At 41.7% G+C, this 20,330-nt stretch carries 20 protein-coding genes; 12 read left to right on the forward strand and 8 right to left on the reverse strand.

Annotated elements, in window-relative coordinates; genetic code table 11:
- The first annotated feature begins 305 nt into the window (after window positions 1–305).
- Both LMH66_RS11320 and LMH66_RS11325 read left to right on the forward strand, forming a co-directional pair.
- The gene (locus tag LMH66_RS11320; RefSeq protein ID WP_102528881.1) at window positions 306–557 is read left to right on the forward strand and encodes a YkgJ family cysteine cluster protein; all 252 of its coding nucleotides are present in this window, start codon (window positions 306–308) and stop codon (window positions 555–557) included.
- Between the two features lie 30 nt (window positions 558–587).
- Window positions 588–1,043 carry an Rrf2 family transcriptional regulator gene (locus tag LMH66_RS11325; protein WP_102528882.1) on the forward strand — a complete coding sequence of 152 codons (456 nt, stop codon included), beginning with the start codon at window positions 588–590 and terminating at the stop codon, window positions 1,041–1,043.
- On the opposite strand, the gene LMH66_RS11330 is transcribed toward LMH66_RS11325, so the two are convergent.
- From LMH66_RS11330 to gpmM, 4 genes are all read right to left on the reverse strand, one after another.
- Window positions 1,018–1,770, reverse strand: a complete 753-nt coding sequence (locus LMH66_RS11330) for a divergent polysaccharide deacetylase family protein (RefSeq protein WP_229370132.1) — start codon at window positions 1,768–1,770, stop codon at window positions 1,018–1,020. The genes LMH66_RS11325 and LMH66_RS11330 overlap by 26 nt on opposite strands.
- 12 nt (window positions 1,771–1,782) lie before the next feature.
- Window positions 1,783–2,985: a S41 family peptidase gene (locus LMH66_RS11335; protein ID WP_229370134.1), complete on the reverse strand. Its 1,203-nt coding sequence runs from the start codon at window positions 2,983–2,985 to the stop codon at window positions 1,783–1,785.
- A gap of 76 nt (window positions 2,986–3,061) precedes the next feature.
- Complete coding sequence (locus LMH66_RS11340) at window positions 3,062–4,195, reverse strand: murein hydrolase activator EnvC family protein (RefSeq protein WP_102528885.1); 1,134 nt, start codon at window positions 4,193–4,195, stop codon at window positions 3,062–3,064.
- Between the two features lie 10 nt (window positions 4,196–4,205).
- Entirely contained in the window at window positions 4,206–5,738 is a 1,533-nt protein-coding gene (gene gpmM, locus LMH66_RS11345; RefSeq protein WP_229370135.1) for a 2,3-bisphosphoglycerate-independent phosphoglycerate mutase, read from the reverse strand.
- Window positions 5,739–6,101: 363 nt separating this feature from the next.
- Between gpmM and LMH66_RS11350 the strand changes: the two genes are divergently transcribed.
- From LMH66_RS11350 to LMH66_RS11380, 7 genes are all read left to right on the forward strand, one after another.
- On the forward strand, window positions 6,102–6,536 hold the full coding sequence (locus LMH66_RS11350) for a rhodanese-like domain-containing protein (RefSeq protein ID WP_229370138.1): 435 nt from the start codon (window positions 6,102–6,104) through the stop codon (window positions 6,534–6,536).
- A 209-nt stretch (window positions 6,537–6,745) separates the two neighbouring features.
- Window positions 6,746–7,234 (forward strand): protein-export chaperone SecB, encoded by a 489-nt coding sequence (gene secB, locus LMH66_RS11355; RefSeq protein ID WP_102528888.1) that lies wholly within the window; start codon window positions 6,746–6,748, stop codon window positions 7,232–7,234.
- Between the two features lie 5 nt (window positions 7,235–7,239).
- Window positions 7,240–8,256, forward strand: coding sequence for an NAD(P)H-dependent glycerol-3-phosphate dehydrogenase (gpsA, locus tag LMH66_RS11360; protein WP_102528889.1), 1,017 nt, complete (start codon window positions 7,240–7,242; stop codon window positions 8,254–8,256).
- Between the two features lie 125 nt (window positions 8,257–8,381).
- Window positions 8,382–9,566 carry an NAD(P)/FAD-dependent oxidoreductase gene (locus LMH66_RS11365; RefSeq protein WP_229370141.1) on the forward strand — a complete coding sequence of 395 codons (1,185 nt, stop codon included), beginning with the start codon at window positions 8,382–8,384 and terminating at the stop codon, window positions 9,564–9,566.
- A 286-nt stretch (window positions 9,567–9,852) separates the two neighbouring features.
- Window positions 9,853–10,653: a PhzF family phenazine biosynthesis protein gene (locus tag LMH66_RS11370; protein ID WP_229370143.1), complete on the forward strand. Its 801-nt coding sequence runs from the start codon at window positions 9,853–9,855 to the stop codon at window positions 10,651–10,653.
- A 77-nt stretch (window positions 10,654–10,730) separates the two neighbouring features.
- Entirely contained in the window at window positions 10,731–11,462 is a 732-nt protein-coding gene (locus LMH66_RS11375) for an SDR family oxidoreductase (protein WP_229370145.1), read from the forward strand.
- A 184-nt stretch (window positions 11,463–11,646) separates the two neighbouring features.
- On the forward strand, window positions 11,647–13,266 hold the full coding sequence (locus tag LMH66_RS11380) for a methyl-accepting chemotaxis protein (protein WP_229370146.1): 1,620 nt from the start codon (window positions 11,647–11,649) through the stop codon (window positions 13,264–13,266).
- A gap of 84 nt (window positions 13,267–13,350) precedes the next feature.
- On the opposite strand, the gene gltS is transcribed toward LMH66_RS11380, so the two are convergent.
- Window positions 13,351–14,580: a sodium/glutamate symporter gene (gene gltS, locus LMH66_RS11385; RefSeq protein WP_229370148.1), complete on the reverse strand. Its 1,230-nt coding sequence runs from the start codon at window positions 14,578–14,580 to the stop codon at window positions 13,351–13,353.
- An 848-nt stretch (window positions 14,581–15,428) separates the two neighbouring features.
- Here gltS and LMH66_RS11390 point away from each other — a divergent pair.
- The 3 genes from LMH66_RS11390 to LMH66_RS11400 all read left to right on the forward strand — a co-directional run bounded on the left by LMH66_RS11390 (window position 15,429) and on the right by LMH66_RS11400 (window position 18,031).
- The gene (locus tag LMH66_RS11390; RefSeq protein ID WP_229370150.1) at window positions 15,429–15,911 is read left to right on the forward strand and encodes an NlpC/P60 family protein; all 483 of its coding nucleotides are present in this window, start codon (window positions 15,429–15,431) and stop codon (window positions 15,909–15,911) included.
- A gap of 179 nt (window positions 15,912–16,090) precedes the next feature.
- Complete coding sequence (gene mog / locus LMH66_RS11395; protein WP_153912954.1) at window positions 16,091–16,624, forward strand: molybdopterin adenylyltransferase; 534 nt, start codon at window positions 16,091–16,093, stop codon at window positions 16,622–16,624.
- A 399-nt stretch (window positions 16,625–17,023) separates the two neighbouring features.
- Complete coding sequence (locus LMH66_RS11400) at window positions 17,024–18,031, forward strand: GlxA family transcriptional regulator (RefSeq protein ID WP_229370152.1); 1,008 nt, start codon at window positions 17,024–17,026, stop codon at window positions 18,029–18,031.
- 74 nt (window positions 18,032–18,105) lie between these two features.
- Here LMH66_RS11400 and LMH66_RS11405 read toward each other — a convergent pair whose 3' ends face one another.
- From LMH66_RS11405 to LMH66_RS11415, 3 genes are all read right to left on the reverse strand, one after another.
- Window positions 18,106–18,342 (reverse strand): hypothetical protein, encoded by a 237-nt coding sequence (locus LMH66_RS11405; protein ID WP_102531649.1) that lies wholly within the window; start codon window positions 18,340–18,342, stop codon window positions 18,106–18,108.
- A 103-nt stretch (window positions 18,343–18,445) separates the two neighbouring features.
- Window positions 18,446–19,594, reverse strand: coding sequence for an ABC transporter permease (locus LMH66_RS11410; protein ID WP_102531648.1), 1,149 nt, complete (start codon window positions 19,592–19,594; stop codon window positions 18,446–18,448).
- Complete coding sequence (locus LMH66_RS11415) at window positions 19,594–20,328, reverse strand: ATP-binding cassette domain-containing protein (protein ID WP_229370154.1); 735 nt, start codon at window positions 20,326–20,328, stop codon at window positions 19,594–19,596. The genes LMH66_RS11410 and LMH66_RS11415 overlap by 1 nt, the downstream gene beginning before the upstream one ends.
- Window positions 20,329–20,330: the final 2 nt, after the last annotated feature.

Below are 20,330 nucleotides of genomic sequence, written 5' to 3' on the forward strand. Positions count from 1 at the left end.
TTACGATAAGCCCTAACAGCAATGTTAGGGCTTTTTCGTGTCTGAAGTTTATAGCTCTGTGCACTTTTGATGATGTAGGTTAATGTAATTTACCTAACTAGATTGATAAAATGCATAAAAGTAGTGCGTTTATAAGTGATGAATGACTGAGCTCATAGCAATGATTGTCAGATGTTTATCAGATAAAATTGTACAGAACTCCCACTTTAAACTTAAAGATGTATTTTATGTGCTTTTTATACAAAAGATGTTTTTATATTAGGCATTAGTAAGATATATTGCTGCTTTAACGCTTAGGTAGAATTATGGATTGTCGTCTCGGCTGCGGTGCTTGTTGCATTGCGCCCTCTATTACTAGTCCGATCCCTGGCATGCCAAAGGGTAAACCTGCTGGTGAGCGTTGTATTCAATTAAATGACGATAACTTATGTAAGCTGTTTGGCGACCCATCTAGGCCAAAGGTTTGTGCTGAGTTTACAGCCACAATTGACGTGTGCAGTACGACGAATGAACAAGCTTTATGGTTGATCACTGAACTTGAATCATCAACATCTTAAGCAGATAAATTTTAAGCCTGGAATTAACTTATGCAACTAACACGATATACAGACTATGGCATTCGTATTTTAATGTACGTCGCTGCCCAGCCACAAAGAGAAACGTTATTTCGTATTGCGGAAGTCACGACTGTCTTTGAGCTGTCATCGAATCACGTTGCAAAAATTATTCATCATCTAGGCAAGCTTGGCTATATCCAAACCATTAGAGGAAAAAGCGGTGGGTTTAAGTTGGCGGTAAAGCCTGCTGAGATAAATCTGGGTAAATTAGTGGGTGAACTTGAGCCATCATTAGCCCCAGTTAACTGCACTGAACCTTATTGCCGCTTTACGCCTGCTTGTAGCTTAAAGGGCATATTAGCTGAGGCTGTTGCTGCTTATATGGAAGTATTAAATCAGTGTACTCTAGCTGATATAGTAAAAAATTCAGACGAGTTAATGGAAACGCTGCCAGATCTGTCTATCTCAGTACTTGAGCTGAACTAGTTCCTTCGTTCTTAGCCATTGAAACTGGCAAAAGTTTTGAGGTATGGACTAAGTCGATACCTTTACCTTCCAATCTATGTAGGTTTTTATTTAAAAAGCGCACTGTTTCCGGATAAGGGTGCGCGATTACAACAATACTCCCTTCAGTTTTTGCTTTCTTAATGATTTGAGTGAATTGTTTCTCTAACGCTTGTTCACTGACATCGTTATCTAAAAAGATTTCTCTTCTGAGTAACGGCACTCCATATTGCAGGGCTTTATCGCTCGCTTTGCTGTAACGAGTGGTGACGCTATCAACAAAATACAAATCCTTTTTCTTTAAGCTTTCCATTAACCAGTTCATTGGATTATCTAACTGAGTTAATAGGCTGCCCATATGGTTATTGGCACCTTTGGCGTAAGGAATATTTTCGAGAGATGCTTTAAGCTGACGCTTTAATTGCTGCTCATCCATATCATTAGTTAAACCACCGTTTCCCAATTTTTTACCATTTAATGCCTGCATTGGAATATGCAGCATAATTTCATTACCTTGATGATGCCCTTGTTGAGCCAATGTTTGGCCTAAAGGGGTATGAGGTAACACTGATAAGGTGACTGTATTAGGGAGCGTCAGCACAGCCTCATCTGATTGACGATAACCTATATCGTCAATGATGATAGCGATGTTTGCGGCTTGTACGTGTCCAGTAATGAGTAGAGCTAATCCAAAAAATATTTTGCGCACAGAGTCTGCTTTTTAGTTATGAGTAGTTATCCATGCAATAGCTGAAGAAATCTGACCATCCTGTGGTTCATCATATTGCGCAGTTGTTTGCTCAATTATATCCAGATAATCAGAATTTAGAATAGCTTCGTTTGAAATTTTAATATCGGGTTCAATACCTTTACTGTGAATGTCATTGCCATCAGGCGTGCTGTACTTTGCAATGGTTAGCTTTATCGCATTACCCATTTCTAACATGGGTATTAGGCTTTGTACTGTACCTTTACCAAAGCTTGTTTCACCTACAAGTGTTGCTCGTTCGTTTTCTTGCAGTGCTGCTGCCAGCACTTCTGATGCTGAAGCTGAACCTTTATTGATTAATACCACCATTGGGATATCTTCGAAAATAGTTGGTTGAGATGCGTAATAAACTTCATTGGCATCAAAAAAACGCCCTTCAGTTGAGACTATTAACCCTTTTTTCAAGAACAGATCCGCAATACTAATTGCTTGACCCAATAAGCCACCCGGATTGTTCCTAACATCCAAAATAAGTCCACTTAATGATTCATTTTGCCAAAGCTTAGCTTGTTTGATAATGGCGCTAGTCGCATCATGTTGAAACGAATTTAACTGTATATAACCGATATTACCTTTAATAATTTTAGCGTTGATAGACTCTATATGAATAAGCTCTGGATCTAATGAAAGCTTGAATGGCAAGTCAGTTTCACGTTCAATGGTTAAGTTAATTGTCTGTTTATTATTACTATTTTGCTTTATGTCCATCAGTACGTCAGTTAAGTTGCTGCTATTAATAATGGTATCGTTTAGCTGTAGTACTTTATCGCCAGGCTGTAAGTTTGCTCTTGCTGCAGGTGAATTAGGGTAAGGAGTAATGATAGTGATTTGATCGTCGTCGGTTGCCACTTCAAAACCATAGCCGAAATACTGCCCACTATTACTATCGTTAATGCTTTGGTAGTCTTCAGAATCCAAAAAGCCGGAATATGGGTCAAGGTTTGTAAAAATGCCATCGATGGCGAATTCGATTAAATCTTCGCGATCAACATCGTTGAAATAGTAGGTGTGAATTGTGTCGATAACATCTAATAGCAGCGTGTAACTGTATTCAGATTCATATTTATAATGTTGCTCTGAACTTGATAAGCTCATTGATAAAGCAACTGAAATACCCAATAGAAAACATAATAAATAGCGTGCAAATTGCATCATAATCGCCCCTTAATACCGTTAAGGTATATTCAGGGCGTCGGTTATTTCAGCGAATTAGGCTTTTCTAGCCTGATGATTATCGACAATATTTCGCTGGGTTAACGGCTTGCCCTTTGTGTCGTATTTCAAAGTATAGGCCAGATTCTGTTTGTCCGCCTGAACTCCCGACAAGGGCAATTGATTCACCTTTCTGCACCGTTTCACCTGGTTGGATTAATAACGCCTGTGCGTGGCCATAAAGGCTCATATAACCCTCACCATGATCAACGACCATCACCATACCAAACCCGCGTAACCAATCGGCGTAAATTACAGTGCCTGGGGCAACGGCTGTGATGTTACGTCCTTCAGGTGCAGCTATTACCACTCCTTTCCAACGGATTTGACCTGAACGACGACTGCCAAACTTTGAGGCTAAGTGGCCTTTTGTTGGCCAATTTAATTGTCCACGTTTTTTAGCTAAGCCATCCATTTGAGGGTTGTCTTTCGCGGCAAGTAACGCTTGCTCAATGAGGCGCTTCAAGCTGGCCTCTTCAATTTGCATTTGTTCCAGTTCCGCACCTTTACTGGTAAGGGTGCGCTGGATCTGCGCTAAAGTTTGCTGACGTTGGCTTTGTTCTTTATTGAGTTGCTCAGCTTGTTGCTTTTGCTCAATGATTAATGCATTCAGCTTTTGCTGTTCTTCAACTTGTTGAGTCTTAACGGTATCTAATTGCTCTATGGTGCTCTTTAGATTTGTAATAGCGGCAATTCTAGCGTTATTTAGATATTGATAGTAAGCCAGCATTCTTTCAACTGTTGCGGGATTTTGTTGGTTCAGCATCATTTTTGAGTAGTCATGATTACCGGCTAAATAGGCACTTGAAAGTTGCTTGGATAAGGTTTTTTGTTGTGTTGTACGGCGTTTATCTAGTTGAATTTTTTCTACATCTAGCTCACTGAGTTTGCTATTAACTTGGCTGAGAGACGCTTGGGTTAAATTTACTTTTTGTGCAGCACTAGAAATAGCTTGCTCATCTCGTTTGAGTAACGAAATGAGCTTTTCTCGTTGGCGGCTGCTGTCTTTCAAAGAGCTTTGTTGTTGGTTAATCTGTGCTTGAATAGCTTTAAGCTCAGACTGACGCTTGTTCAGATCGGCACTTTGAACTGATGATGAAAGTATCAGAAAGCCAGCAAGTATGCTGGCTTTAAACAATAGTCGTTTTTTCACGAGTGGCTATTTACTCTTTGAGTTTAATGATTGAGTGGCCTGTCATTTCTGATGGCACTTCTTGTTCCATCAAGGTTAACATAGTTGGCGCTATATCGCTCAATCGGCCGCCCTCTTCGATAGTGGCATCACGTCCAACATAAATGAATGGGACTAGTTCACTGGTATGGGCGGTATGTGCTTGACCTGTTTCTTCATTGGTCATTTGCTCAGCATTACCATGATCGGCGGTAATTAAACATTCGCCGCCCACTTTCTGTAACGCTTCAACCACACGGCCAATGCATGCATCCACAGCTTCACATGCTTTTACTGCGGCATCGAAGTTTCCTGTGTGACCAACCATATCACCGTTAGGGTAATTACAAATGATCACGTCATAGTCTGTTGACTCAATTGCAGCAACCAGCTTATTGGTTAGCTCTGTTGAGTTCATTTCAGGTTGAAGATCATAAGTTGCTACATCTGGAGATTTAATCAGTTCGCGGCTTTCACCTTCAAATGGTTGCTCTTTACCGCCATTAAAGAAGAAGGTTACGTGAGCATATTTTTCAGTTTCTGAAATGCGTAACTGAGTTTTACCTTGGTTTTGTAAAGTCTCACCTAAGGTATTAACCAAATCTGTTGATGGGAATGCCACAGGGACTTTAATGTCGTTGGCATAGTTTGTCAGCATCACAAAATTGACGTCAGGCGTCGCTTTACGCTCAAAGCCATCGAAGTCAGCATTTACAAAGCTGCGAGTAATTTGGCGTGCACGGTCAGCGCGGAAGTTCATGAAAATAAGCGCATCACCGTCAGATAAATGAGCAGCTTCGCCAATAGTGGTTGCAGCAACAAATTCATCATTTTCATCACGGGCGTATGCAGCTTCTAATGCTTCAACGGCATTAGAGTAGTTAAATTCAGCGTCACCTTGAGTGATGAGGTTATAGGTTTTTTGTACGCGATCCCAACGGTTATCACGATCCATTGCGTAGTAACGGCCAATTAATGAAGCGATTTTACCGTGTCCTAAACTGTTAAATAACTCATCAAAATGCGCCAATGAATTTTTTGCACTGCGAGGTGGCGTATCTCGGCCATCTAGGAAAGCGTGTAAGTACACTTTAGTTGCGCCACGTTCAACTGCCATACGACACATAGCTTCAATGTGATCTTCATGACTATGGACACCACCTGGAGACATCAGCCCCATGATGTGCACTGCGCCATTATTGCTAATTGCTTTGTCGATAGATTCACATAAAGCAGCGTTTTGAGTGAATTCATTATCTGCAATCGACTTAGTAATACGTGTCAGTTCTTGATAGACAATACGGCCAGAACCAATATTGATATGACCCACTTCAGAGTTACCCATCTGCCCATCTGGTAAACCTACATCTAAACCTGAGCCTGAAATTAAACTGTGTGGATAAGTAGCATTCAATTTATCTAAAACGGGAGTGTTAGCGTGAAAAATAGCATTTTGATGCGTATTTTCGCGGTAACCCCAACCATCTAAGATAAGGAGTGCCAATGGACGCTTTTGAGTCGCCATGGAAATACCTCAATTTGAAAGTTAAAAGTTGATGAGAAAGTTAAAATTTTAATGGTATCGATATTACTACTTATGCAGGCGCTGAAAAAGTAATTTACTTACAGCTTTGCTCTAAGAGAGGTTATTTCAATAGCCATGGCGTAGTCTGAGTGGCTGGGAGGCTTGATGAATTAATTGCAATAAAAGCATAATTACTGCGGATTTGACCTTTGCTTGTTAACTAAATGCAATCTTTCTTAGGTAAAGTGGCACTAATAAATCATTGGAGTCGAGTAATAGGCTTGAACTTGCTGCATTATAAAGACGCAATCGGTATACTCTGTGGCTTATTAATTTTAGCCATTTTTAAAGTAGGCAGAGAAGATGCAAGAATATATTGAATTTTTTCAAGCAAACCCAGTATTGAGTATTGCGTGGGTTGGTTTGTTCATTGCGGTAGTCGTGACTACGATTAAAGCTGCAACCTCTAAAGTCGTTAATATCAATACGCAACAATTGACCATGCTAATGAACAAACAAGACGGTAAAGTCATTGATGTTCGTTCTCAAGAAGAGTTTCGTAAAGGCCACATCGTAGATGCGTTAAATGTGCCTTTGTCTGAAATTAAAAATAATAAAGCGACAAGCCTTGAAAAGTATAAAAGCAGTCCCATTATTACTGTATGTAATGCTGGTATGACTTCTGCGCAAGCAGCTCAACTTCTTGTTACGCAAGGCTTTGAAAATGTCAGTAACCTAAAAGGCGGTATGGGTGACTGGACTGCGGCTAACTTACCGACTGTTAAAGGTAAGAAGTAAAAGGTAACCAGCTACTCGCTGATATTAATGTTAGCGAGTAGAACAAGATCCTACTTGTATAAAGGGCTTACAGGCGTTTTGTTAACTAGTTAGATCAACTTTAATCGGGATGGACTAAAATATGGCATCAGCTGCATTTTAGTAATAAAAGCCCAAATCTAAAATTAGCTTCATAGAAGAGCTAAAACACAATTTGAAGGTAGAAAATCATGGCTGAAGTAGCTAACAACGAAGAACAAGCACCACAATTCAACATTCAACGCGTATTCACTAAAGACGTTTCATTTGAAACGCCAAACAGCCCAGCTGTTTTCCAAAAAGAATGGAACCCAGAAGTTAAGCTAGACCTAGACACTCGTAGCAACAAACTTTCTGATGACGTGTATGAAGTGATTCTTTCTTTAACTGTTACAGCTCAAAACGGTGAAGAAACTGCATTCTTATGTGAAGTTCAACAAGCTGGTATTTTCTCTATCACTGGTTTAACTGAACAGCAACTTGCTCATTCATTAGGTGCTTACTGCCCTAACGTACTATTCCCATATGCACGTGAAACTGTAGGCAACTTAGTTGCTCGTGGTACTTTCCCACAGCTTAACCTTGCACCTGTTAACTTTGACGCATTATTCGCTCAGTACGTTCAACAACGTCAGCAAGACGCTGCTGCAGCTCCAGCTGCTGAAGAAGCAAACGCTTAATCAATATGGATAATACTACCGAAATTACGGTATTAGGAGCAGGGTCTTACGGCACTGCTCTTGCCATTTCCCTCGCAAGCAGCGGTCATAAGACCTTGCTATGGGGCCATGAGCCTGAGCACATGGAAACCCTAGCCAAAGAGCGCGCTAATAATGCATTTCTGCCAGGAATTACCTTTCCTGACACACTTGAATTAGAAACCGACTTAGGCAAAGCACTTGCTGCGAGTAAAAATGTTTTGGTTGTAGTACCAAGCCATGTATTTGGTTTAGTACTGAAACAGGCCAAACCTTTACTACGAGATGATGCGCGCATTGTCTGGGCCACTAAAGGATTAGAGCCTGAAACAGGTCGATTACTGCAAGATGTTGCTCGTGAGCAACTTGGTGAGAAATTTCCATTAGCAGTATTATCAGGACCAACGTTTGCCAAAGAACTTGCTGCCGGTATGCCGACAGCTATTTCGGTAGCGGGAACATGTACCGACTTTACTCATGATTTGGTAGAGTTATTACATAGCCCGAAACGTTTACGTGTTTACGCAAATGATGACTTTACTGGCTTACAATTGGGTGGCGCTGTTAAAAACGTTATCGCAATTGGCGCGGGTATGTCAGATGGAATTGGCTTTGGCGCTAATGCTCGTACTGCATTGATCACCCGTGGTTTAGTTGAACTAACACGTTTAGGCGTCGCATTAAATGCGGATGCTAATACCTTTATGGGTATGGCGGGCCTAGGTGATTTAGTGCTGACTTGTACAGATAATCAATCTCGGAATCGTCGATTTGGCTTGGCACTAGGTAAAGGCAGCGATGTCGATACCGCCCAAGAAGAAATTGGCCAAGTGGTTGAAGGTTATCGCAATACCAAAGAGGTTTACACTTTAGCTAAACGTCTTGGTGTTGAAATGCCAATCACTGAGCAAATCTATCAAGTGCTTTATAAAGGTAAAGCCCCTGTAGATGCAGCCAAAGAGCTACTAGGACGCGAACAGAAGTCTGAAACACTCTCAAGCTAGTGCAAGTGTGAATACAACGAAAAGGGTGCTAATATAGCGCCCTTTTTTGTGGCTGATGAAAAATCCGCCACTAAAATATGCTAATCGATTGCCGTAAGGCGCTTAACGAATAAGAGAGTAAACCTGTGAAACATCACGACGTAATTATTATTGGCGCAGGCGCAGCAGGATTAATGTGTGCATCAACTGCAGGCTATCGAGGTCGTGATGTACTGGTGTTAGATAACGCCAAACAGGCAGGTAAAAAAATTCTTATCAGCGGTGGTGGTCGTTGTAACTTTACCAACCAAAAAGTAGAGCCGCATAACTTCTTATGTGGCAACAGCCATTTTGTTAAGTCTGCACTAGCCCGCTATCGTTCACAGGATTTTATCGAGTTAGTTGAACGTCATGGTATTAACTACCATGAACGTGACCACGGGCAGTTATTCTGTGACGATTCAGCCAAAGAGATCGTCACCATGTTGATGACTGAATGTGATTGGGCGGGCGCTACAGTACAGCTGCGCACTGAGATCATGAGTGTGGCGAAAAATGCCCAAGGACAGTTTGAAGTGCAAACCTCCAATGGTGAATTTAGCTGTGATTCATTAGTGATTGCTACAGGCGGCTTATCCATGCCAAAACTTGGCGCATCACCTTACGGTTACAAACTTGCAGAACAATTTGGACTCAAGGTGTTACCGACCACTGCTGGCTTAGTGCCATTTACATGGCATAGTGAACAAAAAGCGCGTTTTGAGCCGCTGTCAGGCATTGCTGTGCCGTCAACCATAACCGCTGAAGATGGTACCCAATTTAGTGAAGCACTATTGTTTACTCATCGTGGTTTATCTGGCCCAGCTATTTTGCAGATCTCAAATTACTGGCAAGCAGGCCAAGCAATTAGTATTAACTTATTGCCCAATGAAAGTGCCAAAGAAAAAATTGAAACTGCGCTGGCTAATCATCCTAAACAAAGCTTAAGAAATACGGTTAGTCAGTGGCTACCAAAGCGTCTTGTTGAAACGTTGTTTGATGCAACTCATCTGGATAAAGCCTTAAATCAATTAGGGCACGGTGAACGAGACCAAATTGCTAAAGACTTAAATGAGTGGTCAATCGTGATGAATGGCACCGAAGGTTACCGCACCGCAGAAGTAACGCTTGGCGGTGTTGATACCAACGAGTTGTCATCTAAAACCATGGAAGCGAAAAATGTCACGGGCTTATACTTTATCGGTGAAGTGATGGACGTCAGTGGCTGGCTCGGCGGGTTCAATTTCCAGTGGGCATGGTCATCAGGGGTGGCTGCAGGAATGGCCGTTTAGGTTTTTTTATGACAGTTTATTGAGCTCATTTATTTCATCTATACATAGAGTGATGTTTTATCTATTCACTCTATGCTTTTTCGTTATTCCCAATTATTCTCTTGTATTACTCTCTCTAATTCTATTGGCCGACGCTTCATTGGCTAAGCGCTGTTTAAGCTAATAAATACGAAAATATTTTGATAGCCTTATAGTCTTAAATCCGTTTAAATTAAGTAGGTATGCGTGATCTGAAATTATCATTAGGTCATCGAGTTGATGTTACTCAAGGATTTGGAGCAAACTCATGGAATTAGAGATATATGTGGTGGATGCATTCACCGATACAAACTTTAAGGGCAATTCTGCCGCAGTTATCCCTATCAATGACTGGCTTGATGATGAGTTAATGCAAAATATTGCTGCTGAAAATAACTTATCTGAAACCGCTTTTATTAAAGCAATTGGTATTAACCAATATGAGATCCGCTGGTTCTCACCCCTCACTGAAATAGATTTTTGTGGCCATGCAACTTTGGCAGCATCATTTGTGTTGTTTAACCATTTAGGTTGTGATGGTGAGCTTGAGTTTTTGACCACAAAGGTCGGCAAGCTTCAGGTTACTCAATTAACTGACATGCGTATTCAAATGAGCTTTCCTAATCTCGCTCCTTCACCAATTGAAGTGGTACCAGAAGACTTATATGAGGGCTTATCCATTAAGCCGCAAAGCGTCCTAAAAAGCGAGCAAGCCTACTTTGCTGTTATGGCGTCAGCTGATGAAGTCAAAGACATACAATATCAGTCGGAAACGCTCAAACGGTTTGCACCTTTTGATGTGGTCGTAACAGCAAAAGCCGATGATGACAGTAAACATGACTTTATCTCTCGCTATTTCTGGCCTGCAAATGGCGGTGACGAAGATCCGGTTACAGGATCTATTCATGCGGGGTTAGCACCTTATTGGTCTAGCATATTAAATAAAACCGCACTTGTTGCTCAGCAGGCCTCTGCGAGAAGCGGGGTTTTATATTGTCAGATAGACAATGACCGTGTGTTGGTTTCAGGCTATGGCACTTTGTATCTGTTAGGGACGATTTATGTTTAAGTCGATAACGCTTAGCTTAAGCGTGCCTAGGTGTCTTTATCTACTCAAGACTCGTGACATCATACGGAAGTGAATATATGAAAAAAGTAGCCTTAGTAACAGGTTCAAGTAGAGGAATTGGTGCTGCGACGGCAAAGTTACTCGCACGCCAAGGGTATGCTGTGTGTGTTAATTATCGAAGTCAGAAAAATGCAGCGGATGATGTTGTAGCAGCAATTAAGGCTGAAGGTGGTAAAGCCATTGCGATACAAGCAGATGTGTCCGTAGAAGCAGAAGTGATACAACTCTTTTTATCGATTGAGCAAGCTTTAGGACAAGTGACACATTTGGTTAATAACGTTGGCATCTTATATCAACAATCAAACTTAGTCGATATGAGTCTTGAGCGATTCAATAGCGTTCTTGTCGCTAATGTCTCTAGTTGTTTTTTGTGTTGTCGTGAAGCCCTAAAAGTGATGCAGCAAGGCTGCGCAATCGTCAATGTATCTTCTGCGGCATCTCGCCTAGGTGCGCCATTTGAGTATATTGATTACGCTGCCTCAAAAGGTGCGATAGATTCATTAACTAAAGGCTTATCATTGGAAGTTGCAGGCAAAGGCATACGGGTTAATGGTGTTCGTCCTGGGCTAATCGATACCAGTATTCATGCTGATGGCGGAGAGCCAGAACGTGCACAACGATTGGGGGCGACCACCCCGTTACAGCGCTGCGGCACAGCCGAAGAGGTGGCTAATGCCATTTCGTGGTTATTATCGGATGAGGCTAGCTATGTCACAGGCTCATTTGTTGACATCGCTGGTGGTAAGTAGCCATCAAAAGCTGTCGTGAGTAACGTTAAGCATTAACGACCATTTTCTTCTGTTATAAATACCAATGACAGCGATGTCATAAATTGCTTGCATCTTGTACTACTTATTACTTATGTTATGAAAATGCTGTTTTTAATATTGCGCTTGAATTAACCATAACAATAAGAATAAACAAGGATGCTGCATGCGTTTGAAAAGTAAAATCGTTGTATTTTCGTCGGTCATTTTTTGTGCTTTTATCAGTATTGCGCTTTGGGGGTTACATGCGCTTTCTGATGCCAGTGAGCGCGACAACATTGCCCGAATAAATCAACTGATGAAAAGCACGGTTAACATAGTTGAGCAATTTGAACAGTTAGCAAGTACAGGCTCCTTGTCAGAAGAGCAAGCCAAAAAGTTTGCTAGCCAACTACTTCGAGAAAACAAATATCATGACTCAGAGTATGTCTATGTCGTTGACGAAAAACTAGATTTTGTTGCTGCACCACATGATCCCCAACTACATGGAACAAGCTTTAATGATTTCCGTGATGCATCAGGCCACAGTATCGGCGAAATGGTTGAGCAATTAGTGGGACAAAAAACAGCAACCATTATTACGTATCATTGGGAGTCACAGCGTGATGGCGATATCGTCGACATGACTTCAGTGGTGCAAAAAACACCAGGATGGCATTGGTATATAGGTACAGGCATTAGCTACGCAGAAGCGGATAGTCGTTATTGGGCGGTGGCCAAATGGTTATTAACTTTTTCGTTGACGATAGCCATTATTATCACCTTATTATTAATACGATTTGGGCTGAACTTACAAGGCTCGTTAGGGGCTGAAATTGAAGATGTGCGTCGTTTTGTTATGCGGGTATCACGTGGTGACTTAAAACAGGAAAACAGCTTTGTTAGTACTAACGATAACAGTGTTGTGGGGGCAATGAACTATATGCAAGTGGGGCTTCAGGGAGTGGTTAGTGCAATCGGTGAAGTGACAAATATACTTAACTCACAAACCCACGATTCGGAGCAACGCTCTGCAGAGTTGGATGATTTAACCAATGCACTTAGCGAAGAAGCGCAAATCGTCGCGTCATCAATTACTCAACTTACAGCAAGTTCAGCCAGCGTAGCAGAACTTGCCAAACAAGCAGCCGATTCAGTTACAGCTGCTGAAAAGCAAGGCTTACAAGCTCATCAGTTAACCCAATCCTCAGCAGAGACAATCTCCTTACTTGAAAACCAAATTGACAGCGCAGGGCAGAATATCCAAATTTTGGATGATGAAGTGAATAACATCGCTAGTGTGCTATCAGTGATCCAAGGCATTGCTGAGCAAACCAACTTACTTGCACTGAATGCAGCCATTGAAGCGGCTAGGGCAGGCGATCAAGGTCGTGGCTTTGCAGTAGTGGCAGATGAGGTGAGGCAGTTAGCGCAGCGTACTCAAACAAGCACGGAGCAAATTCAACTCACTATTGTTAAACTGCAAAGCGCAACACAAGACGCCAAGTTATCCGTATCGCAAAGTGTGTCGACGAGTGCGGATACCGTGGCTAAGTCTCAAGATGTCGCCTTAGCATTAAGCCATATTGCGCAGTCGTTATCGGCCATTTCGTCAATGAGTCATCAAATATCTCAAGCTGCCGTTGAGCAATTAACAGCGGGGGAAGATGCTGCAACACGCATTGCTACTATTGCCGATACTGCGCGAAATACCTCAGCTGTCTCTGTCCAAGTACACGCAGGGACAGATCAAACCCAAAAATTAATCCAGACACTTGAATCTGAAATTACTAAGTTTTCTGTATAGGCTGCATTTGTTTATGGCAATTAAAAAGGCAAGCAACTGCTTCCCTTTTTAATGAGTGATTGATTTCAGTAAGTCGCTAGCAGATTACTGTATTAGACCAATAAAGTAAGGGATGATTAACGCATTGGCTAAGTCGATAAAGAAGGCGCAAACCAACGGCACAATGATGAAGGCTTGAGCAGAGTATCCATAGCGCATTGAGACTGCTGACATGTTAGCCATCGCTGTTGGTGTTGAGCCCAGTGAGATACCACCAAAGCCTGAACAAATCACAGCGGCATCATAATTCTTGCCCATTGCAGGAAACACGATGAATAAGTTGACCACAATAGCCACAATAAATTGCATCCCAAGAATGGCAAAGATAGGTCCAGCTAAATCCACTAATGTCCATAATTGCATGCTCATTAATGACATCGCTAAGAACGTTCCTAGTGACATATCTGCAATGAGATCAATCGCTGCAGTACGGCTAGGCCAAGCGGTGCCAGTAATACGTGGGTAGCTTTTAGGGATTAAATTGCTTATTACAATACCAGCGAATAGGCAAGTCACGAACAAGGGTAAGTCTAGCCCTAAACTGCTGACCACTTCATTTAACAGAAACCCTAAAATCACACAGATATGAATCGCTAATAGGGCGTCTAAGAAATCAAACGAAGTCATTTTGACAGCTGTTTCGGTTTCTTTACCTTGCGTATTTGCAGCTTCTAAATCAACTGAAGGTTTTAATTGATGTTTATTGATCAAGTATTTGGCAATGGGCCCGCCCATTAAGCTGGCAAGAATTAACCCGAATGTGGCACTAGCAATACCAATTTCCATGGCGCTGGATAAACCAAATTGTTCTTGGATTTTTGGTGCCCAGGCAATGGCGGTACCATGGCCGCCAATCAATGACACGCTGCCACCGAGTAAACCGACAATCGGTTCTTGACCAAACAAGGTTGCTACACCTATACCGGTAAGGTTTTGCAAAATCATGTAACCAATAGTGACAATGAGCAAAATGACTAAAGGCTTACCACCTTTGAGTAAATCGCCTAAGCTGGCATTAATACCGATAGTGGTAAAAAAGTACACCAGTAAGACATCTCTGGCCATTAGATCAAAGTTAATTTCAATGCTGGTGGCTGCATAAATAAGGGTGAATAAAATAGAAAAGATGATCCCGCCAGAAACGGGCTCAGGAATACTAAATTCTTTTAAAAAGCCCACAACCTGATTTAAACGTCTACCAATAAACAGCACGATAATCCCTACCGTGACAGTAAAGAAAGAGTTTAACTGCACAATGCCGTCAGCAAATTCCATAATACTTCCTTGTTAACTTTAAGAATACTGTGTGATTAATCGCAATAGTTTGACATACATACTCAAACCATTGATAGCAGCAATCACCACTAAGCCCTAAAAACAGCGTTGTGAGATTAAGACTGTGTTTTGTGTTACTGATTTTTGGTTACAACTGCGGGGGAGGCTTTATCGCTAAAAACACATTGGATATCTCATAAAATGATCATCTTGAAGTGATAGCAGAACTTTGCCTGAAGAGGTTACATAAAAAACCACCGAAATAGGGTGGTTTTGGGAGTCAGCTTAGATAGCAGTGCATATAGTTAGGTGATCACTTAGTTAAGTGTTTGCTTAATTGCAGCACTTCAACGGCGGTTTTACCTAAGGTATAGCGGCCAGCAATGGCATATTGATGATTATAGCGGTCTATTTATTGGTTTATTCATTGCCTGCTTCATTGGCTTATTCATTGTCCAAAACCTGTTTAAGCAAGTGGTAGTGTAATCAATCATGCTAGATGTCTGACTCATTATTAGGATAAGCTGAGATGACTAACTCATGGTGGTATAAGAGGCGACTTTATAATGAGACATGTTAATTTAGGAGGCATGTTAGTCGTTTCAATGTCATTAGGTTGCTTACTCAGTTCATATAAGAATACTGAAGGAGCCCCACACAGAACGTCATAATCAACAATGTGCTCAAAGCTTGTATCGGTGATTAATTATTAATGATTTGTAGGTTTGTTTAGACCTTGGCCGGTTTAACTCACGCTTTAATTCGTTTAGCCTACATGGGAATTGGTCGTGTTATTTTTATACAAATCTATACTGATTTTGAGCTAAATACTGGGTGGATATATTGTTATGTCACGATTAATTTTACTGCTCATTATGAGTGTTCTTCTGACAGCTTGTGCCAGCAATCATATTACAGTTCCTGATAACGCCCCTGCAGCATCATTAGATGATGTTGATTCAAGATTGTGGAACGAAGCGCGTTTATTACAATTTCACCAGCAGTGGCAGGGGACGCCATACCGTTTAGGTGGATTAACTAAGAAGGGGTTGGACTGCTCTGGTTTAGTGTATGTGGCTTATCAAGATCTTGTTGGTCCAAGTATTCCAAGGACAGTGCAAGGTCAAACAAGTTTAGGCACTCGCATTGCTAAAAGTGACTTACGAAGTGGCGATTTAGTCTTTTTCAAAACCACAGGCCGTGGTCGTCATGTTGGAGTGTATTTATCTGGGCATCGCTTTTTGCACGTGTCGACTAAAAAAGGCGTCATAATTTCAAGCATGGATAACGTTTATTGGAAACCGCGATACTGGTTTGCGAGTCGTTTATAACCTCAGCGAATTACGTTGTCTTATTTTTGAACAAGGCATAGCTGCAGTGACCCATGTTTTGCAACTCTTGATCAATCTCTCCGTCTCTGCTTGAAAATTGTGGTATTTTAGCCACATCTAAAGTCTATAGTGTTATGTAGACTTACAGCCATTAAATGATCAAGTTTAAGGATTTTGTCATGACCAAAGCTAAAATCGGCATTGTTACGGTAAGCGATCGTGCGAGTGCAGGTATCTACGAAGATATTTCAGGTAAAGCCATTATTGATGTGCTAAATGAGTATTTAACATCTGAATGGGAACCTGTTTATAAGGTCATTCCTGATGAAACGGCTGATATTGAAGCTACGTTAATTGATATGGCTGATGTGCAAAACTGTAGCTTGATCGTGACAACTGGCGGCACTGGGCCAGCTAAGCGTGATGTGACTCCAGAAGCGACTGAAGCTGTGTGTGATCGCATGATGCCAGGCTTTGGCGAGTTAATGCGCGCTGAGTCATTAAAGTTTGTACCAACGGCTATTCTGTCTCGTCAAACAGCAGGTTTACGTGGTGACTCATTAATCGTTAACTTACCTGGCAAGCCTAAGTCTATTCGTGAATGTTTAGATGCAGTGTTCCCAGCTATCCCATACTGCATCGATTTAATGGACGGCCCATTCTTAGAGTGTGACGAGTCAGTCATCAAGCCATTTAGACCGAAAGCGAAGTAATCTGATTTCAGTTTATTAAGTTTACAGCAGTTAAAATCTGCGAATATTAAAACCAGCTACGGCTGGTTTTTTTGTGGCTAGTACTTTGTATCGCACTGTCAAATCCCCTTCCTTAGGATCAAGTTAGCGCTATAGCCTGCGAATAGCACTAAACTTGGAATTGCTATCAAGTGCGCAAATATACTGGGCTCAGTACTGAAATTTAGCCAAAGTAATAAGCCCCAACTTACCAACAAATAGCTTACGCTGATTAACCAATTTGAACTGATACTTTTCATTGCTCGTTTCCTTACTGAGTACCTCAATGATGAATAAGCCCAGTATAAAAACTAGACAAACGAGTTGTAAGTGTCATTATTGACAAATATAAGGTCAAAATTGACATTTGAGGTGCGATAGATGAAAACGATCTACATTATGGCTGCGGGTAATGTGGTCGCCAGTGGCTTAATGAGTTTTCTAGATGTGTTTAGTTTCTGCAATAGTTTCTGGCGCAGAATGAATCCAGATGCCACTGAGGACTTGTTTCATTGCCATGTTATTTCTGCCCATGGTGGGCCAGTAATGACGAATCAGGGCATAGAAGTACCCGCTAAGGGCCTTAAGCATGAAGAAGATATTCTCGCAGCTGATGCGGTGATATTGGCATCGGCCTTTGTGACTAATCGAGATGAGTTTCAGCATTTTTTGAGTGATTTCGAGCCATTATTTGCGCCATTACGACAGTTTTCTGAAACAGGAAAACCTGTGGCGGCTTATTGTTCGGGGACCTTATTGTTAGCCGCATCGGGGTTATTAAACCAGCGCCGTGCAACCACTGTGTGGTGGCTAAGTGAAATGTTTGAACGTAACTTTAAAGATGTGCAGTTATGCATGGATTCATTGGTGGTTTCAGATGGCCATATACATACCGCTGGAGCAACCACATCCAGTTTAAGCTTAGCTTTACACTTAATTTCGATTTTGGTGGGTGAGCAAATGGCACAGCAAATGTCGAAAATCTTATTGATTGATCCTAATCGGAGTTCACAGCAACCCTTTATGACAATGAGTATCAATCCTGAGCAACATAAAGATGAATTGATTCATAAAGTGCAGCAATGGATGCAAGTGCACTTAGATCAACATTGGTTGTTGGATGACATTGCCGATAAATTTGCCGTAGGTAAACGCACGTTAATAAGACGCTTTAAAAAGGCCGTTAATGAAACACCTGCGAGCTATATGCAACGTTTACGAGTTGATGAGGCCAAGCGATTACTTGAAACCACGGAACTGGGGATTGAACAAATTGTTGAACGAGTTGGCTATGAAGATAGCAGCTCATTTAGGAAGTTATTTATTCAGTTAACTAGTTTGTCGCCAAGAGCATATCGACAAAAATTTAATACCCATACTTGCTGCTGATTTAAAATATAGATAAACAAAAAGCCAATAAAATCGGTGGTTTTATTGGCTTTTTTAATCGTGTTGGCAAGGTTTTACAATCCATTGATAGTTTGCTTTAAATCATAACCTGGCTCAGTGACAATGGTTTCTAGCGTAGCTATCCGCGTTTGCAGTTCTTTATTTTGCTGGCGAAGCATGCTGATTTCAGCATTATTATCTTTGTCATGTTTTGTCGATTTTATCTTGACGTAATGCTTAAACATTTCCGTGGCAGTTGTGCCCAGGGTAATGATGATAACTAAGGCCACAATGGCGTATTCTTGTTCCATAATAAACTCCTTCTATTTGATGAACCCAAGTTTGGGTTAATAACAATGACGATTGAGGCCATTTGCTGATAAAGCTCAGCAAAATGACCTGTGTTATCGACGCTTATAAACCAAAAACCACTTTCTCGCTTTTCAGCAGTTTCTCTAGTCCTAATGCAAGTGCAACTGACAAGACTAATGTGGCACCTGAAGACACCAATAACTGCAGCATTGGGATTTCTCGCCCTTTAATAAAGGCCATTAGTGCTTGTTGTTGACCTGATACAGGCAGCCATTCCAATACATCTGGGGCAATGTTATAGCTGGCAGCCATGGATAAGGCTAATGGGACAAATAGCACCATGGTTAAATAAGACTGGGCCTCTTTAAAGCTTTTGGCCATGAAAGACACAAACAGCTGTAACGTTGCCGCCATGATGGCGAGTGGAATGCCGATAAATAGCATTAGTCCCATAAAGTCAGGCGAGATGTTGACGCTAAAGCCGAGTTCCTGCCAAGGGACAAAGGTATAAGCGAATTTAGACACCAGCAAGATCAGCAGCAAGCCCAGTAAAGCAAAGCAGGTGACCGCAATAATTTTACCTAACACTAACTGTCTGGTGCTGATTGGGTGACTTAGCAGCAAGGCGAGTGAGTTACGCTCGCGTTCACCGGCACTGGTATCAATGGCCAAGTTCATGCCAGAGATAAACACCGAATAAATCATGGTGAAAATCGCGATACCCAAGATAAAGCCGCCTTTAGAGTCAGGTGTAGCCTGATCTTCTACAATCACTTTAACTGGCTGTACAACCGCTGGATTAATTCCGCGTGCAATTAAGCGTAAACTGCCCATTTCACTGCTGTAAGCTTGCAACTGTAGCTCAACTCTACGAATTGATTTTTGTAGCTTTTCATTAGAGTTATCTGCAATTAAGGTCACTTCAGCAGGTTTAGCTTTAGCCATATTCTCGGCGTAATCGTCACTAATAATAAGCTCAATGTCTTTGACATCTTTTACGCTGACACCTTCATCTGTCGAGGCATTGATGCCGCGATTATTGAGAAAACGGACTAAATCTGGCGCATTGTCACTGTTAGTAATATTAATGTTTAAATCTTCTGGGCTTGATAACTGTCCGATTAACACCATAAACATGCCGCACATTAATAGCGGTGTGCCGATAGCATAATAAAGTCCAGCCATGACAGAGCGTTTGTCGCGCATGGCGTCGATGAGTTCTTTGCGAACCATTGCAATAACTGTTTTCATTAGGCTGCGATCCCTTCGTCAGTTCCAATTAATTGTATAAATGCATCTTCAAGTGAATCCTTGCCTGTTTGTTTGCAAAGCTCTTCTGGGCTGCCTGTGGCAACGACTTTACCGTCTGCCATCACAATCACTTGGTCACAAAGTGCGGCAACTTCTTGCATAACATGACTTGAAAACAACACGCAGTGTCCAGCGGCCTTGAGCGAGAGCAAAATGTCACGCAGTAAGCGTGTACTCATCACATCCAAACCACGAGTCGGTTCATCCAAAATAATATTGGTTGGCTTGTGCACAATAGCCTGAGCTAATGCGGTTTTCATTCGCTGGCCTTGAGAAAACCCTTTGCAGCGTCTATCGGCAATATCTTCAAGTTTGAGCTGAGCAATCACATCTTGGGTTGCTTGCTTAGCGTCATTTTTTGACATGCCACTGAGCTCGGCAAAGTAGCTGATGTATTCTCTAGGCGATAAACGTTCATAGAGGCCAAATGGATCGGGGAATAAGCCCAGTTGTGCTTTGGCTTTAGTTGGCTCTTTAGCGACATCAATGCCGTCAATTTCTGCATGACCTTCATCGGCGGCAAGTAAACCAAATACAGTGCGTAAACAGGTGGTTTTACCTGCGCCATTAGGGCCAAGCAAACCCGTGATATGACCGTCATGTGCGCTGAAGCTGAGGTTATCAAGTGCTTGCACGTCACCAATTTTTTTAGATAGATTCGTTACAGTAATCATGA

Origin of the sequence: Shewanella sp. 10N.7 (genome assembly GCF_020806285.1) — a bacterium.
GTDB classification, from domain to species: domain Bacteria; phylum Pseudomonadota; class Gammaproteobacteria; order Enterobacterales; family Shewanellaceae; genus Shewanella; species Shewanella electrodiphila.

Bases quoted from the DNA above. Each gene is read 5' to 3' on its own strand.
- mog (WP_153912954.1), top strand. From the start codon at position 16,091: ATGACCAAAGCTAAAATCGGCATTGTTACGGTAAGCGATCGTGCGAGT.
- gpmM (WP_229370135.1), bottom strand. From the start codon at position 5,738: ATGGCGACTCAAAAGCGTCCATTGGCACTCCTTATCTTAGATGGTTGG.
- LMH66_RS11405 (WP_102531649.1), bottom strand. From the start codon at position 18,342: ATGGAACAAGAATACGCCATTGTGGCCTTAGTTATCATCATTACCCTG.
- LMH66_RS11415 (WP_229370154.1), bottom strand. From the start codon at position 20,328: ATGATTACTGTAACGAATCTATCTAAAAAAATTGGTGACGTGCAAGCA.
- gpsA (WP_102528889.1), top strand. From the start codon at position 7,240: ATGGATAATACTACCGAAATTACGGTATTAGGAGCAGGGTCTTACGGC.
- secB (WP_102528888.1), top strand. From the start codon at position 6,746: ATGGCTGAAGTAGCTAACAACGAAGAACAAGCACCACAATTCAACATT.
- LMH66_RS11375 (WP_229370145.1), top strand. From the start codon at position 10,731: ATGAAAAAAGTAGCCTTAGTAACAGGTTCAAGTAGAGGAATTGGTGCT.
- gltS (WP_229370148.1), bottom strand. From the start codon at position 14,580: ATGGAATTTGCTGACGGCATTGTGCAGTTAAACTCTTTCTTTACTGTC.
- LMH66_RS11370 (WP_229370143.1), top strand. From the start codon at position 9,853: ATGGAATTAGAGATATATGTGGTGGATGCATTCACCGATACAAACTTT.
- LMH66_RS11325 (WP_102528882.1), top strand. From the start codon at position 588: ATGCAACTAACACGATATACAGACTATGGCATTCGTATTTTAATGTAC.
- LMH66_RS11390 (WP_229370150.1), top strand. From the start codon at position 15,429: ATGTCACGATTAATTTTACTGCTCATTATGAGTGTTCTTCTGACAGCT.
- LMH66_RS11350 (WP_229370138.1), top strand. From the start codon at position 6,102: ATGCAAGAATATATTGAATTTTTTCAAGCAAACCCAGTATTGAGTATT.
- LMH66_RS11400 (WP_229370152.1), top strand. From the start codon at position 17,024: ATGAAAACGATCTACATTATGGCTGCGGGTAATGTGGTCGCCAGTGGC.
- LMH66_RS11410 (WP_102531648.1), bottom strand. From the start codon at position 19,594: ATGAAAACAGTTATTGCAATGGTTCGCAAAGAACTCATCGACGCCATG.
- LMH66_RS11320 (WP_102528881.1), top strand. From the start codon at position 306: ATGGATTGTCGTCTCGGCTGCGGTGCTTGTTGCATTGCGCCCTCTATT.
- LMH66_RS11335 (WP_229370134.1), bottom strand. From the start codon at position 2,985: ATGATGCAATTTGCACGCTATTTATTATGTTTTCTATTGGGTATTTCA.
- LMH66_RS11380 (WP_229370146.1), top strand. From the start codon at position 11,647: ATGCGTTTGAAAAGTAAAATCGTTGTATTTTCGTCGGTCATTTTTTGT.